Below are 15963 nucleotides of genomic sequence, written 5' to 3' on the forward strand. Positions count from 1 at the left end.
ACCCCCAACTGCCCTCGATGAGACGCACAACGCGTGAACCGGCGACTTGGAACCAGTATGATGAGGCCCAGGTGACATGGTATCGACACTGGTTGTCGTAGGGTTGCTCGTGGCTGCGTTCGTCGGGTTCAATATCGGTGGGTCGTCGACCGGGGTGGCCTTCGGGCCGGCCGTCGGGAGTCGTCTCCTCAGGAAAGTCACTGCCGCAGCCCTGTTCTCACTGTTCGCGTTTCTGGGTGCGTGGACGGTCGGTCGGAACGTCATTGCCACCATGAGTGACGGCATCATTCCGGCGGCGCAGTTCTCGCCGACTGCTGCCGTCGGTGTCCTGTTTTTCACTGGTCTGTCGCTCTTGGTCTCGAACCTCTACGGGGTTCCCGCCTCGACATCGATGACTGCAGTCGGTGCCATCGTCGGGCTCGGTCTCGCGACGGATTCGCTCAACGAGGCGTTGATGTTCACAATTATCTCCGCATGGATCGTTGCGCCACTGCTCGGGTTCGTGGCTGGTGCCATCGTCGGGCGGTATCTGTACCCTCAGTTAGAAGTTCGCCTGTCGTTTACGCGCTTCGAGCGGCACCTTGTCCAACTCGACCGATCGGGCAGGGTTCCGCGCCTACGGCTCAATACGAACGCTGCCCCACGCGACCTCGTCGGTTCGCTTCTGGTCATCGTAATCGCGTGCTACATGGGGTTCAGTGCAGGGGCGTCGAACGCCGCGAATGCGGTCGCACCGCTCGTCGGGAATGGGTCGATTACCCTCGAGCAAGGCATCGTGCTCGCCGTCGCTGCCATCGGCCTCGGAGGGTTCACGATCGCCCGACGGACGCTCGCGACGGTCAGTGACGGCATCACCGATCTCCCCATCTTGGCCGCACTCGTCGTCTCGAGCATCGGAGCGACTATCATCACTGTTCTCTCGTATCTCGGTATTCCGGCGAGCCTCGCGGTGAGCACGACCTGCTGTATTATCGGACTCGGCTGGGGCCGAGCGAGTCGTGCTGTCACGCTCGCAGAGATCGCAACCCCATCTGTCGAGGGTGATCTGGGTGCAGGCCTCACCACGGGTGCGCTGGCCGCGTCGACGGATTCGGATGACCCACCGTTGAGCCCGACAGTCGGCGACTTGGCGAGCAGTATGGCTGGCGAGCGACCGGGTCGACGGGACAGAGACACAGCGGTTCCCCCGATCGGGGAGGAACACGTCGATGAACTCAGCGCAGAGAGTTTGTTCGATCGAGCTGCCACACGCCGAATCGTCATCCTCTGGATTCTCGCGCCATCGCTCTCGGTCGTCAGCTCCTATCTCCTCTTTGCCTTGGTACTGTAGGCCTACCCTGAGTTCAGTACGTCCACGTCTCCGGCCGGTCTCCTGTGCTACCCACGGCACAGAGCGTCAATCGATTTGGTTCGGTTCTCGAGAAGTATCTACGGTTCGCTCGAACCGCTGTATCCCTCGTCGCTCCCGTGACCAACACCTCATCCCCGGCTCTATCTTCATATAGCGAGAGAGTCCTGCCCGCGATGAACGAGTGTTCCGACGAATCGCTCAGTACAGAGCACAACCTCCACACGCACCCGCCGAATGAACTGTTTTACGTCCTTGAGGGAACGATGACGCTGTATGTAGACGGGCAGTCGCATCAGTTGACGCCGGGTGAAACCGGATTCGTTCCAGCCAATCAGCCGCACGGGTTTCGCGTCACCGGTGATGACCCTCTCCACGTCCTCGCTATCTTTGTACCCGCCGGAATGGGGGACTTCTTCCGGGAGGTCGGAACCTCCGTTGAGACGAGAGAGATCCCCAAGTATCGCGGCCCGACAGAAGAGGACCTCGAACGCATGATGGCCGCCAGCCCGAAATATGAGATGAAGAGACTTGGCCCGCTCCCACCCGCTATGTGAATGACGATTGAGAGCAACCTCGACTGACACGGGATGGGTGCCGAATCCACCCTCTGTATCTCGCACGCCGGTACTGACAGATACGGGATACACTCTTGATCTGTGGGATTGATCATTGACTCAACGCTGGTGGTGAGACGATTCTCGAAACCGCCGGAAGACGGCCCGGTTTAATCGATTCTTTCACGTCCCGTCATCGTATCCCGTCGAGTCCATTCTTCGCTGTATCCTCGTTACAACGCTTCTGTCCGTTCTTTCTCGGGGTCGTTATGAAATCGAATAGCATTCGTCACAGAGCGTGATGGATTCGATTTAAACGCAGCTCGATTTGGACTACTGTTCTCTCTGGTTGTGCGAACGTTTTTGCGATAGCGGGCGATAGAAACCGGTATGGCCGAGCGCGAGTCGCGGCGGATCGCCCACGAGTTACTGAGCGAACCCCACATCACCGGGCGGCGTATCAGCGTCCGCCAGGTGTACGCGCTCGTCGAGGAACGAGATGTCGATCCTGAAGCTGTCGCCGACCGGTACGACCTCGACGTGGCTGACGTCTACCACGCCCTTGCGTACTACCACGATCACCCACGGGAGATGAGCGACGTCGAAGCCGAGCGTGAGGAGGCTATCGAATCGTTCCGAGAGTCGATCGACCGCCCCGAGGGTGTCGAACCCGACACAGCCTGAGATGTCCGAGTGGGTATTTCTGCTCGACGAAAATATCGACCCGAAAGTAGCGACGTATCTGGAGAAAGAAGCGCTGGATGCAACCCACGTTCGGGATACGCTTGGACAAGGTGCCGACGACGAAGCTGACGTACTTCCCTACGCTCGTGAACAGGACCGCATCATCGTAACGAGCGATGTGAACGATTTCGGCGCACTACCATCAGATTCTCACGCTGGAATCATTCTTCTGTACGACGATACGATGCCAGCCTACAGAGTCGCAGCAGCACTCATTGCACTTGTCGATGCGTATCCAGACCGAGACGCGTTCACTGGTCGTGAAGAACTAGACGCGTGGGTGTGACACGCCCATGAAGACTGATACAGCTTTGCCGCAAGCGGTGCAGTGAGTATTTCCGGAACCACCAGAAGGCAGTCTGACATACTCGATTCTTTCACGCGGTGTCATCGTATCCCGAGAGACGCCACTGGCGTCTCTCGCACATCGCGAACGTGACGCGTTCGCTCAATCTCGGCGAGTCCATTCCTACTTATACTCCCGTTAGGAGTGCTCTGTGGCCGATCTTCGAGGGCGTGATCAACTCCTCGTGAATCCATCACGCTCTATGACAGAGGCTATTTAATGAGTCACACCTCACCAGACGCCGCTCTCGTGTTCAGTCCAGCGGCAAGATTTTGTATATGCGCTCGTAAAGCAATTGTATATGTCTGATGCAGATACCACGGCTGGCGACGACGGGCCAGAGATGGTCCAAATCAACCTCCGGTTGAGCAAGGCGTTTCTCGAAGATATCGACACGACGTGGAAAGAGGAAGGATTCAACTCTCGGAATGAGTTCCTCCGATACGCAGCACGCGACGCGGTGAAGCACCCCGAATTTTCTCGCGAGGGATGGAAACAGATTGCTGCCAGTGAACACGAGCTGCGGTCTGGCGACGCAGAGTTAGTGTCGCGTGAGGAAGTCGTCGAGATGATGGATCGAGACGAAGATGACGAGTGACGAGTGGACGTGGAAGTTCACGACGAGGGCGGCCGACCAGTTCGATTCCCTCGACCCGCACGTACAGGACCGAATTGTCTCGAAGTTAGATGAGATCGTCGAGTCAGAATGGCGCGAACCCGACGATTTTCTCGAACCGCTAACTGGTGGTCCATTCTCGAAACTCCGAGTCGGGCAGTATCGACTCGCCTGTACACTCGACCGGAGCGGATCGGTACTGGAAGTTCATCGCATCGAACACCGAAGCGGTGCCTACACTGCTGACGACGATTAGATTCCCCACACGCGAAATCACCGGACGACGGACCGATATAATCGATTCTTTCACGCAGCGTCATCGTATCCCGAGAGACGCCACCGGCGTCTCTCGCACATCGCGAACGCGACGCGTTCGCTCAATCCCGGCGAGTCCACTCAGTCTCTATCGAACATTCGGCGATTAGATGGCCTGATACGGCTGTTTTGCCGACAAATATCAAATCGATTCCGTCACGGTTCGTGATGTACCCCTCACAGTCGTGTGATTTGCTGCATTTAATCGTCTTGAGCCCTGATCCATTTCGACGGCTGTGCTGAATACAGAGCGTGTATGCAGTATCGAGTCCGCTCGGTGTGATCACGACCGAACCGGTGCGATACAGTACACCCGTTTGCGGACTCACCGCGGACTGACCGTGGTCCGCTTCTGGTAGATTCGAGAAACATCTGGCAGCGAGTGCGGGATACAGTGCGTGTCTCTGGAAGGAGACGAATCCGGACCATCGCTCTGTCCGCTGTTTCCCCGATCAGTGCGGCTGACACCGAACAGGATTTGATACGCTATTTATTATCATATACTACTAATTTATATACTTATAAGTTGTTTGTGTACTCGTTTTATGTATCGTATATCGAGCGACCTGAGACGCCAGGCCGGGAAAAGTACTGACGAACCCGGAACGACGAGACGAGCGATTCTCGCCGCGTGCGGAGCAGGCGCACTGAGCGGATTAGCTGGCTGTAGTGCGCTTGAGGGGCTGTTGGACAGCGCCAGCGACCAGATAGTACAGAACAGGACGGCGTCGCCGGCGGGATTCTACACAGGATCGGAGACGCTCGACACCTCCGGTGATCTCTACCGGAGCGGGCCGGTCGACGTGCGATTCATTCCGCCAACGTTGCAGGCCGAGGGCCAGCGGATCGAAATCGACGGCTGGAGTACCAGCACGACGACGAAGGCACAGGACTACAACGCCACGCGGTCGAACAAACCGACCAGCATCTGGTGGCCCGGTCCCGACGTCGATGGCGACGGTATCGACGACCTCCTGACGCTCCTCGACATCGAGCGGGCGCTACTGGTCTATGCCGACGCTGCCATCGAGGCCGTGGACGACCGGACGACCGACGACGCGAAGGCCACGCTCGACGCGTTCATCAACGCGACCACGAAGGCGCTGAAGAAAGGGGATCGAATCAACCGTTGCTCCACCGACCGCTGCGGGACGATTCGAGAGAACATAGAGACTGCTCAACAGCTCGCCGGAGAAGCGAGCGACGCCATGGACGCAGGCGAGTGGGACAGCGCGAAGCGGTCCCTCCAGCAGGCCCGCCGCATCGTCCAGGGCGACGTCGACGACATCTTCGACGACCTCGACAGCGACGACGACGGACTCCTGGACGGCACGGAATCGCTCTACGACTACCTCGACGCGGAGCCGACGATCGGCGAGCATTTCGTCGTCAGCCTCCCGGACGCCCGCGTCCGGGGCGGCGGGCCGGCGCTTGCGGAGGAACTCACGCTCGAGCGCGTCCTCGCGTACTTCTTCGGCAAACGCGGCGCCGATAGCTGCGGCGAGAGCGACCGGGCGGTCGCGGTCCATCGGGACCTCGCGTGCCGGACTCTCCTCACGTCGACGCTCGAAGTCGGTGACGCCGTCGGGTCACAGCTTCGTGGCATCGACAAGAAGGACATCCGTCGGGGAATGACGTCTCGCAACGTCGCCGCCTTCGGTACCTCGGGCGGCGTCGTCGTCACCGGTGCGTCGCCGGATGTCGACGGGTCCGAGCCGATTACACGCGTCACGGCCGGATGCTGTGGAAATGGGCAGTCGACTCCGGTAATCATACAGGAGTTGGAGTCCTGGGGCGATGAGACCACTTCCGGGGAGGCCACCGTGTCCGAGACGTTCGTCGTTCCCGTGGCAGCGACGCCGCCGGACTGCCCGTCTCCGATGCCCGCGCTATTCCACGTGCGCCGGATCCGCCATGACGACCAGCTGCTCTACGTCGGCGGCTGGCACATAGACGACGGTGCACTCTACGAGAACGCTGCGACACTGCTGGTCGCCGACGGCCCGAACGTCGTCACCGGCGTCACGCGCTCGGACATCGATGACGGCGGTCTTGACCTCGCGAAGATGGCCAGCGATAGCGGCACTCGGAAAAAGCCTGGGCGGACGAAATACTCGAACATCACGCTAAAGGGCCAGTATGATCTGGACGCCGAGTACTTGCCGGCGGATGCCCACTCAGTGTGCAGAGACGACGGCGACCTATACTGTTGGGGAGTCCAGTCTCGCGAAGCACTCGCCAATCACGACACGAAAGACTGTGACGACCAAGATCCCGACATCCACCCGTCAGCCGTCATAACGGCGCTCGATGCCCCAGTACTGCACTTCGTCGGGGCTGCCGACGCATCGAAAGACGTGAAGTTCAAAGCAGGGGCAGAGCTGTCGAAATCGATCAACTGAGAGCCTCGGTGTTCTCTGGTGTACCATTCGCGACGCTCAGCGTCCCGTTTCAAGAGTTCATCCATCGGTATCGAACGTCGGTGCTATCCTGTGTCTCAGATCGATTGGATGAGCACCACCTTCCGCTGATAGAGGACGAAGAGAGTCCCAGCGCATTTGCCAAGCGATTGTTTAGAACGAACTCACAGAGAACCGAGCTGCTGATTACATTCGCTGTATCGGTCACGCCGCTCCCGAGAGAAATCGAGTGGATTCTATCGGCCGTGCTGAATACGGCGCGCGTATGCAGCACATGCCGGGCCACATCGACGGAAAGAATGGTGGTCTGTGGAGTCGGCAGTTCACACATTACGTACAGTCACGGTTCCTACCATATTGAGGGCATGCAAGAGGCACAGATACGGGTACGTACCAGCTTCCTCAAACGTATGAACGAATGGCTCCTCAGGGAGGACATCACCCTTCCGAGCCGTCAGCCAGTCCTCGACCGCGGCCTCCGCCGAATCGAATCCCCCACTGGCAAAGTACTCGCCGTTCTCCGGGAACTCTCTATCGTCTCCTTCGGGGATCGCCTGTCCGCCGTCCTCGCCGGTGACTGAGTGGGCGATTCCCGTCCCGTTCACCCAGCCGACGCTGTCACCCGGTCGAACTGTCAATGACTCCGGGTAGTAGGCTATCGGGCCCATCTGGACGACGTGGTCGGTATCGGGCTGGACGACCTCGGGAGGTGGTGGGATATCGCCTGCCGGCGTTCGAACGACGATTTTGCCGGCCATCGTGTCGAAATCCTCGTGGGGCAGGCAACAGTAATGATAGTGTCCGGGGACAGTGAACCGGTGCTCGAAGCGATCGCCCGGACCAAGGAGTCCGGCATCCGACTGTTCGGCTCGAGCAGCGATTTCGGAGTCAAATCCACCACTTGCGAAGTAGTCCGCATCGTCGGGGATTCGACCTTCGTAGGCTGTAACAGTGTGCTCTAGGGTTTCGATGTTCCACCACGTGACCGTCTCACCGGGGTCGATGACGAGCCGACCGGGTTCGAACCAGTTGGGCTGGACATCGACACGGGGCTCTGATGGGGGCACTCCAGGGAGCGATGTGGAACAGCCTGTGGTCCCGACGAGTCCGGCGACACCCACTGTTCGGAGGAGCGACCGTCGTGTCCACCGCGCCATTACGGTGAATTCGACCCCATCGAGCAATATTTGTTGGGGGAGATACCGTCTGGAAAAGCAGAGTCTGGACGGCCTCTAAACATGCGTTTGCGTTGGACGAGTGTTACAAGCAACCGATGTATCGGTAACACCGTTACTGACAGGCACTGAGCAGTTCGTCCAGACGCTGCTGTATACAGCACGCATAGTCAGCATTCGGGTCGAATTGCTCTCAGAGATATCGTGGCGGTGCATATCGCGTCGACTGACGTGGGCCACTGGTCGGACGCTCAACTGTAGCTTTTAGTCTTCGCAACCTTCTTTCTCCGTTCGTGCGTCGGGGTAGCCATGGAGCTCCCCCGCCGCCGGCTCCTCGAAACCATGACCACCCTCCCCGCCGTGGTGCTTGCCGGCTGTTCGGCCCTTTCCGATAGTACCTCCACTCCCACGCCGACTCCCTCCTACAACCACCTCAGAAATACCCCGGTCTATCGGAGTGACGATGTCGGACTTCGAATCCCAGATCGACTCCCGACAGTCGAGGCACCAACCAATGCAGATCTCATTGTGATACATGGGAACCCTGCAGTCGACGCCGAACAGGCGGTGACGTGGCTTGCAGACGAACGCGCTGTCGCCCTCCTCGGAGACAGTGCCCAGAGTACGTGGATAGAATGGACGCAGAGCGATGTCTACCGCGAGACGTTCCAATCGAAAGGGCAGAGTGAAGCGACTCCCGAACCACATCTGCTCGTTGCCGCAGCAGCTGGAACGACTGCTACGACATACCGGTATTCGTGGAGCGACCTTCCAAGCAATACCCAACTCCTGGATGCACTGGATGACGCCATGGCCGACATCGAAGCCTAACTCAGTACTAACCATCTAAGTGGGCAGTCCGTGACGAGCTGATACCCGTACCTGGGTGTCGCACACAGAGACCGTGCAACGTAAGCACAAGGAGTGGTAGACCCACCCTCTGTATCGGTTACCTATATATTGACAGACCCTGTGTAGTTCGAAAATTCACTGCTGCATACAGCGCGCATATCTCGCAGGCAGTTGTCCCCCAATTACGGGTGGTTGGAGTAATCAGTACAGGGCGCGTATCTCGCAAGGCAGTTGGTGAAAATCATTGATACACGGATTTGTATGTTGTTCACTGCCAGAATTACGTAGTTGAGATCCCGGGTTCGAGTGCCGAAATAATATCCGCAGCGTGGAACTCCCGATCAGCGAGGTTTCTGTCAGTACCTCGGTAAGCTGTTGAATCGCTTACCCTAGGGTGTCGATGTAGGATTTCCGCGGACCGCTACGCTGACAACTGACGCACGTCGACGCCGACGGCTACCGCTCGCCCGCCGACAGCCGCGTGAGCGTGATGAGAAGGTGCGGGCCGGCGAGAGCGTGCTGGTCGAGTGAGTCGTGTCTACACTTCTACTGGGGTCGCGCCCTCGCGGTATCGGTCGACCGTCTCCCGCGCCCACGCCGCCGCGGCCGGCGTCTCGTTCGTTATCAGGCCGGTGATGAGCGCCCCCTCGCGGAGTTCGATGGCCATCCGTGCCGGCGAGCCGTCAGTGACGATGACGCCGTACGGGACGGGGTCGGCCGTCTCGTAGAGGGCCGCACGCTCGGCCACGTCCGCGAGCGCATCGCCGTGGTCCCGGCGGAGCGTCTCAACGACGCCCGCCGGTAACACAAGTTCGGCGTCCAGTCCGGCGTCGAGTATCGCCCGGAACCGATCGACATATCCCGGCGAGACGACAGGTGCGATGCCTCGGACCCGGTCGGCGCCCGCGAGCAGGTCCCAGACGGCTTCGAGGTGCCGCTCGGCGTCGGAGTCGTCGGGCCGGACGACTGTCGCGCCCACGAGCGCCGCCGGGTCCACTGCGTCCCCCGGCAGGTCCACGAGCAGGTCTCCGTAGCCGGCCGTGTCCGCAAGTGACTCGAACCGCGAGAGTGCAGCCACGCCGAACAGCGTCGGGGTGAATCCCCCGTCGGTTCGTTCGATTAGCCCCGCCTCCGCCAGCTGTGTGAGGCCCTTGTAGACCGTCGACTTCGAGTCCGAGAGCGCGTCAACGAGTTCGTGACGTGGGCGTGGCTTGTCGACGATGGCCCGAAGGATTTCGTGCCGGAGGCCCAGCAACTCAGTGAGATCCGACCCGTCCATACCATCCCGTCACGTCAACGGTACATCAGTCCTACCATCGCGAGCCGATTCCGAGCGGCTCGGAATTTCCCGGCCGGTGTCTTGAGGCCCGTACGACGCCTCCTCCCGGTATGACACGACCGGAGACAGACGGGGCGGCCTGGCCAGGCGCGGTGAACGAGAGGTCGCGGGTCGACCTGACCGGTGGCACTCTTGAGTACGTGGATGTCGGGAGCGGGGACCCGATCCTTTTCGTCCACGGCGCGTTCGTGAACGGCGATCTGTGGCGGAACGTGGCCGGGCCGCTCGCCAAGTCCCACCGCTGTCTCGTCCCGACGCTCCCACTCGGTGGCCACCGACTGCCGATGGACGCGGACGCCGACCTCACGCCCGTGGGGCTGGCCGACCTGCTCGCGGCGTTCCTCGACGCCCTCGAAGTCGACCGGGTGACGCTCGTCGGCAACGACACCGGCGGCGCGATTTGTCAGGTGTTCCTCGCTCGACACCCCGAACGGGTCGAGCGGCTGGTGCTGGTGAACTGCGATGCGTACGACAACTTCCCGCCGCTGGCGGCCAAGCCGTTCACCATCGGCGCACGGGTGCCGGGTGTCCTCGGCCTGTTCGCCCGGTCGCTCCGGTCGGCGACGGTCCGACGACTCGCCTTCCGCCTGTTGACGAAACACCCCGTCGAGGACAGCGTCCTCGCGGGCTACGTCGACTCGCTCACCCGTGAGCCGGAGGTGCGGCGTGACCTCCGGAGGGCGCTGCTCGGCGTCGAACCGCGCTACACCAACGAGGCGGCTGCGTCGTTCCCCGATTTCGAGCGGCCCGTCCTCGTCGTCTGGGGGACCGACGACCCCATTTTCCCCGTCGCGGACGCCGAGCGACTGGTCACCGAGTTCCCGAACGCGCGGCTTGAGCGGGTCGCGGATGCGTACGCGTTGGTCCCGGAGGACCAGTCCGAGCGCCTCGTGGAACTGCTCGACGCGTTCCTCGGAATGCGGGTGCCAGCCTGAGCGCGGCTGTCGGGCGTGTGGCGACGGAGCGGGCGTTACGGCCGCCGAATAATCTACAGGGCAAATTGAAGTCGCCACCGCCGCAATAGAGTTAGGCAAAGCCCTGGCAAAATCGAGAAGGAAGCCCTAATGCCGGAGATACAGCGCGTAGAAGAACGGTTGGAGAATGATTACTATGTACGAAGACTGAGGAGTTGATTCATAGGTAGCGGCTTGAACTAAACCGTGATGGGGTGATGCATAGACGCTTTGAGTGTTGCACACCACTTCTGACAGCGTTCGGTGAGGTTTCTGCGGGTGTGCTGAATAGAGGTCGCGAGTCGGTCACTCGGCCCTGCCGGTCTTGATGCTGAGTGTCGGCGTCTATGGGCCATTGAGTGACGAACAGTAAGATGATGCTGCCACAGAGACAAGACAGCGCATGCGTTCCAGTCCCTCCCTCAGAGACCGAATCCGTCCGAGAGCGTTGTTGTTTATTACAGTGTTCGTTGGGGGCGCTACCTACTTTGAGTTCGTATATTCTGGGCCAGCAAGTCTGTATTCAGTTGCTCTCTGGATAATCGTCGTTCCACTGTTGTTCTCTACGACAGTGGATGGTGTCCGGAGCCACTACCTCTACCAACCCCTTATGTATGGCGGTTTTATGGCAATTGGTGTCCTCCAGTATCTTGACGGCGACTGGCTCCTTCTTGCGGGGTTGTTCATCCTCGCAGGAATCGTCGGACTGGTTTCTGAACTTCGCAATCAGTATACTCCCACGGCTTCCAGACCCCAGCAATAAGCTCCCAGTCTGAACTCATCAACTCATTCAGTGAATCTGTGGCGAAACAAAGAGTGGACGTTTGCTGACTACAGCCTCTGTATCTCGCACGCTGTTCCTGTCTGAGATTCAATACGTCTCTGATGTTCGCCGGTGGTGGCCTACCAGTGGTTCTCAGGTGTCGTGACCTCACAATTGTAGAGAGACTCTCCGGGAAACGGTGTTCCACACTCAGAAACTACTAGTAGACTCGGCGGTGACGTCAATAGATCAATAGCTGATTGAACGATGGAGGCGAGGACAGGCGAACGACGCTTGACTCTCTCGGCGATACGTACCGAAGCTACACAAGGCGTCGCAGTCGATATGTTCTGTAAGAAATACGGCACCCTCGTTAAGTAATGGTACGAAACAAGGACGATACTCCGTCACCGTGGTCGCGGTCGGTTAGCGACGTTCTGGAGCGACTCGACGTATCCAAAGACGAGGGACTGACGGAAGAGGAAGTCGAGAGCAGACGAGAACGGTTCGGTCTCAACGAGCTGCACGAAGTCGAACAGCGACGTTGGCTAGCGGTTCTGATAAGCCAATTTACGAGTGTCATCGTCCTTCTGCTCGCAGTCGCGGCCGTGGCGGCGTTCGTGATGGGGGATGTTATCGAAGGAACCGCGGTTCTCGCTGTGCTCGTCATCAACGGCGCTATCGGCTTCGTCACCGAGATGCGCGCCATCCGTTCGATGGAGAGCCTGCAGGAGATGACGGAGGTCGCAACCAGAGTCCGTCGAGCCGGTGACGATCAAGAAATCTCGGCAGCAGATCTGGTGCCGGGCGATATCGTCATTCTCGATGCTGGGGATATTGTCCCAGCCGATCTGCGGGTGATAGATCCGTCTAAACTCCAGGTAGACGAGTCGGCTCTCACTGGCGAATCGGTCCCCGTCGGCAAGACGAGCGCCCACCTTGACGAGGACGTACCCCTTGCCGAGCGGGAGAACATGCTCTACAAGGGGACGTACCTGACCCGCGGGACCGCAGAAGCAGTCGTTGTCGCCACGGGACCGGACACGGAACTGGGGCAGATATCGGCATCGCTCCAAGAGACAGGTGAGAAGAAGACGCCACTCCAGGAGAAGCTCGACGAGCTGGGACAGAAGCTCGTTCCATTACTCCTCGTGGTGGCGGCTATCGTCCTCGTGTCCGGATGGCTCAGGGGGCAGGACCTCTTCTTGATGGTTGAAACGGCCATCGCGCTAGCGGTTGCGACCGTGCCGGAAGGGCTCCCCATTGTCGCCACACTCGTGTTGGCGAGGGGGATGTGGCGGATGGCCGACCGCAACGCACTCATCAGCAACCTCGCCTCCGTCGAGACGCTCGGCTCCACAACCATCATCTGCACTGATAAAACGGGGACGTTGACGGAGAACAAGATGACTGTGGCCGCCTACGAGCTGGCGAATGGCTCGGTGGAGGTCACGGGGACTGGACTCGACACCGACGGGACGTTTCAGCACGGCGGCCAAGAGCGAGACGAGCCACAGGATCCCGCTATGCAGGAGGCACTCAAAGTGGGTGTCCTCTGTAACAACGCCTCCGTTACCGAGGAAGACGGCGAGGTGAACGTGACGGGCGATCCGATGGAAGTTGCCCTCCTGATCGCCGGGGTGAAGGGAGGGCTCGACCGGGACGATCTCCTCGGATCGTTGCCGGAAGCCCGGGAGGTGTCGTTCGACCCGGCCGTCAAGATGATGGCAACGTACCACGACTTCGACGGACGGTACACGGTAGCCGTAAAGGGGGCTCCGGAGGCGGTCATCGACGCGTCTTCCCGGGTGGTGACGGGAGAGGACTCCCGGGAGTTATCGGCGACCGAGAAGGACGAGTGGATCGAAAAGAGCGAACGAATGGCCGAGGACGGGTTGCGCGTTCTCGGACTCGCTCGGAAAAACGTGGATAATACAGAGGGCTCGCCGTACGAGGACTTGTCGCTGATCGGGCTCGTTGGGCTGATCGATCCACCGCGCGAAGAAGTCAGATCGACTATCCAGCGGTGTCAGGACGCAGGAATACGTGTCGTCATGGTGACCGGCGATCACGCAGGAACGGCCAGTAACATCGCCCGGAGCGTCGGGCTGGTAGACCCGGACGACACCGAGGTCATCGCGGGCCGCGAACTCGACGACGTCGAAAACCTCACCCAGGCGGAGCGGGACCGGTTCGTGAACGCCTCCGTCTTCGCGCGAGTCAATCCCGCGAACAAACTCGATTTGATCGACGTTCACCAGGCAACCGGTTCTATCGTCGCAATGACTGGCGACGGTGTCAACGACGCACCGGCACTCAAGCGGGCCGACATCGGCGTGGCGATGGGTCAGCGCGGGACGCAAGTCGCCCAAGAAGCGTCGGACATGATTCTACAGGACGACAACTTCGAGAGCATCTATCACGCCGTCAGAGAGGGACGGATCATTTTCAGTAACATTCGGAAGTTCGTGCTGTATCTCATGTCGTGTAACGTCAGCGAACTGCTCGTCATTCTGATCGCCGCGCTCCTCGGCTTTCCTCTGCCCTTGCTCCCCCTGCAAATTCTCTTCCTCAACGTTGTGACCGACATTTTCCCGGCATTCGCACTCGGTGCCTGTGGCGGCAGCACCGACATCATGGACCGTCCACCTCGGGATCCCGAAGAATCGATTATGACGCGAACCAACTGGACCGAACTGGGGCTGTTTGGGATACTGATTTCAGCCGCGGTTATCGGTGCATTCATCATCGGCGGTGGGATGTACGCCGGCGGTATGGACACCGATGAGGCCGTCACGATTTCGTTCCTCACACTGGCCTTCGCCCAACTCTGGCACGTGTTTAACGTCCGGGATATCACGTCCGGTCTCGTCAGAAATGAAGTCACGGAAAACCTGTACGTGTGGGGGGCACTTGGCCTCTCGTCGGTAATCCTCTTCGGCGCAGTCTACCTGCCCGGCATCTCCCTGGCGCTGAGCACAACCCCGATTGGGTTCGAGGGGTGGCTGCTCGTGTTCGGGATGAGTCTACTACCCCTCGTGCTCGGACAGATAGAGCGCGAATTCCGACGGCGATCCGGGACGTCCGACTCGTGACGCTGCTCGAAACCAGCATTCTCGGTGGACAACAACGACTGCTGTCACGCTCCGGAGCCGTAATAGTGTACACGCCAAGACCGATTTTAGCCGAGACGTGACGAGTGGCATAACCGGGAACTCAGCCGTACGTTGCCCGTCAGGTGATGTGGGTTCGCAAATCATCGCCGTAAGCCACTTGTGGGCCTCTAGAGTCGGGTCCCGAAGCCGAGATGGTGACAAACCATTAGGGGACATCCGTCGTAGTCGCTTGAAGTGGTATGTACAACGACGTTCTGCTTCCGTTCGATGGGAGTGATGGAGCTGCGGAGGCACTGCATCACGCTGCCGAAATCGCTCACTGGGCCAACGCCACTATCCACGTCCTCTTTGTAGCAGATACGACACGCGATAGTGTCACCGTCGTCGAAACCCAGGTCGTTGACGCCCTCGTCCAGCAGGGCGAGGACATCGTGGAGGACGCCGAGAAGACACTGCGCACGCTCGGGGTGGACTATGATTCTGACGTCGTCCAGGGGAATCCAGCGCCGACAATCGTCGAGTACGCCGAGCGATACGACCACGACCTAATCGTGATGCCGACTCACGGTCGTGAAGGAGTTTCACGGTACCTTCTCGGAAGCGTCACGGAGAAGGTCGTCCGTCTGTCTTCTGTCCCCGTTCTTACGGCGCGGATGCAGCCCGACGAACAACTGATATTCCCCTACGAGAACATCCTCATACCGACAGACGGGAGCACTGGTGCTACCTGTGCTACCGAGCACGGTATCTCCCTTGCAGCGTCTCTCGACGCGACGGTTCACGTGCTGTCTGTCGTGGACGATACGTCGCTAGATCCGGACGTTCGCTCGGCCGTTCCCGAGCTGGACAGAGAACAGGCCGCGACCGATGCCGTCGAGGACGTCGTGTCCGAGGCAGAGACGTACGGGGTTGAAAACACCGTACGACACATCGAACACGGCGCGCCCGTCGAGATGATCCTCAATGTCATCGAATCGAACGATATTCACGCCGTCGTGATGGGGACAACGGGGAGACGCGGGGCTGATCGAATCCTACTCGGGAGTGTCGCCGAAAAGACCGTCCGGTCTGCGCCAGTGCCCGTCATCACGGTCGGTCACGGCGGGTAGGGGCCAGGCGAGGGGTCTGGTGACTCGCTCTTGGTGAAACGCCGTATCCCAGTAGTCGGAGAACCGCCCGTTCCTCCTCGAACGCTGCCGGCTGCTCGTATTCGCGTTCCGTGACGTCTCGATAGTCAGCAAGTGCTTCGAGGCTGGGAACTGCTCTGGCCGGCTCGAAGTAGTTGGGGGATGCCGTACGCTTTGCGTCTGCCCGCCGCACGGTCCGCTTCCTCACCGCGCATGAGACAGGCCACCACTGACTTCTCGTGTTTCTGCTGTGTGCTCCCGGAACTGGCCGTGCTAACTCAGGGAGCGCAGC

General features: G+C 59.9%; 13 protein-coding genes. 11 read left to right on the top strand and 2 right to left on the bottom strand.

What is annotated here, in order from left to right; genetic code table 11:
- Positions 1–76: 76 nt before the first annotated feature.
- From P1L41_RS06120 to P1L41_RS06150, 7 genes are all read left to right on the top strand, one after another.
- A complete protein-coding gene (locus tag P1L41_RS06120) occupies positions 77–1330 on the top strand; it encodes an inorganic phosphate transporter (RefSeq protein ID WP_276297978.1) in 1254 nt (417 codons plus the stop codon).
- A gap of 194 nt (positions 1331–1524) precedes the next feature.
- On the top strand, positions 1525–1905 hold the full coding sequence (locus P1L41_RS06125) for a cupin domain-containing protein (RefSeq protein ID WP_276297979.1): 381 nt from the start codon (positions 1525–1527) through the stop codon (positions 1903–1905).
- Positions 1906–2295: 390 nt separating this feature from the next.
- Positions 2296–2589 carry a DUF433 domain-containing protein gene (locus P1L41_RS06130; RefSeq protein WP_276297980.1) on the top strand — a complete coding sequence of 98 codons (294 nt, stop codon included), beginning with the start codon at positions 2296–2298 and terminating at the stop codon, positions 2587–2589.
- A 1-nt stretch (position 2590) separates the two neighbouring features.
- The gene (locus tag P1L41_RS06135; RefSeq protein ID WP_276297981.1) at positions 2591–2935 is read left to right on the top strand and encodes a DUF5615 family PIN-like protein; all 345 of its coding nucleotides are present in this window, start codon (positions 2591–2593) and stop codon (positions 2933–2935) included.
- A gap of 361 nt (positions 2936–3296) precedes the next feature.
- Positions 3297–3593, top strand: coding sequence for a ribbon-helix-helix domain-containing protein (locus tag P1L41_RS06140; protein WP_276297982.1), 297 nt, complete (start codon positions 3297–3299; stop codon positions 3591–3593).
- A complete protein-coding gene (locus tag P1L41_RS06145) occupies positions 3583–3867 on the top strand; it encodes a type II toxin-antitoxin system RelE family toxin (protein WP_276297983.1) in 285 nt (94 codons plus the stop codon). The genes P1L41_RS06140 and P1L41_RS06145 overlap by 11 nt, the downstream gene beginning before the upstream one ends.
- Before the next feature lie 745 nt (positions 3868–4612).
- Positions 4613–6328 carry a hypothetical protein gene (locus P1L41_RS06150; protein ID WP_276297984.1) on the top strand — a complete coding sequence of 572 codons (1716 nt, stop codon included), beginning with the start codon at positions 4613–4615 and terminating at the stop codon, positions 6326–6328.
- A gap of 341 nt (positions 6329–6669) precedes the next feature.
- Here P1L41_RS06150 and P1L41_RS06155 read toward each other — a convergent pair whose 3' ends face one another.
- Positions 6670–7503 (bottom strand): cupredoxin domain-containing protein, encoded by an 834-nt coding sequence (locus tag P1L41_RS06155; RefSeq protein WP_276297985.1) that lies wholly within the window; start codon positions 7501–7503, stop codon positions 6670–6672.
- A gap of 327 nt (positions 7504–7830) precedes the next feature.
- Between P1L41_RS06155 and P1L41_RS06160 the strand changes: the two genes are divergently transcribed.
- A complete protein-coding gene (locus P1L41_RS06160) occupies positions 7831–8352 on the top strand; it encodes a hypothetical protein (RefSeq protein ID WP_276297986.1) in 522 nt (173 codons plus the stop codon).
- A 559-nt stretch (positions 8353–8911) separates the two neighbouring features.
- On the opposite strand, the gene P1L41_RS06165 is transcribed toward P1L41_RS06160, so the two are convergent.
- Positions 8912–9652, bottom strand: a complete 741-nt coding sequence (locus P1L41_RS06165; RefSeq protein WP_276297987.1) for a helix-turn-helix transcriptional regulator — start codon at positions 9650–9652, stop codon at positions 8912–8914.
- A gap of 110 nt (positions 9653–9762) precedes the next feature.
- Between P1L41_RS06165 and P1L41_RS06170 the strand changes: the two genes are divergently transcribed.
- The 3 genes from P1L41_RS06170 (at position 9763) to P1L41_RS06180 (ending at position 15653) form a co-directional block, all read left to right on the top strand.
- The gene (locus P1L41_RS06170) at positions 9763–10647 is read left to right on the top strand and encodes an alpha/beta fold hydrolase (protein ID WP_276297988.1); all 885 of its coding nucleotides are present in this window, start codon (positions 9763–9765) and stop codon (positions 10645–10647) included.
- A 1161-nt stretch (positions 10648–11808) separates the two neighbouring features.
- Positions 11809–14523, top strand: coding sequence for a cation-translocating P-type ATPase (locus P1L41_RS06175; RefSeq protein ID WP_276297989.1), 2715 nt, complete (start codon positions 11809–11811; stop codon positions 14521–14523).
- A 260-nt stretch (positions 14524–14783) separates the two neighbouring features.
- Entirely contained in the window at positions 14784–15653 is an 870-nt protein-coding gene (locus P1L41_RS06180) for a universal stress protein (protein ID WP_276297990.1), read from the top strand.
- Positions 15654–15963 lie beyond the last annotated feature (310 nt).

It is taken from the genome of Haloarcula ordinaria (genome assembly GCF_029338275.1).
In the GTDB taxonomy this organism is placed as follows: Archaea; Halobacteriota; Halobacteria; order Halobacteriales; family Haloarculaceae; genus Haloarcula; species Haloarcula ordinaria.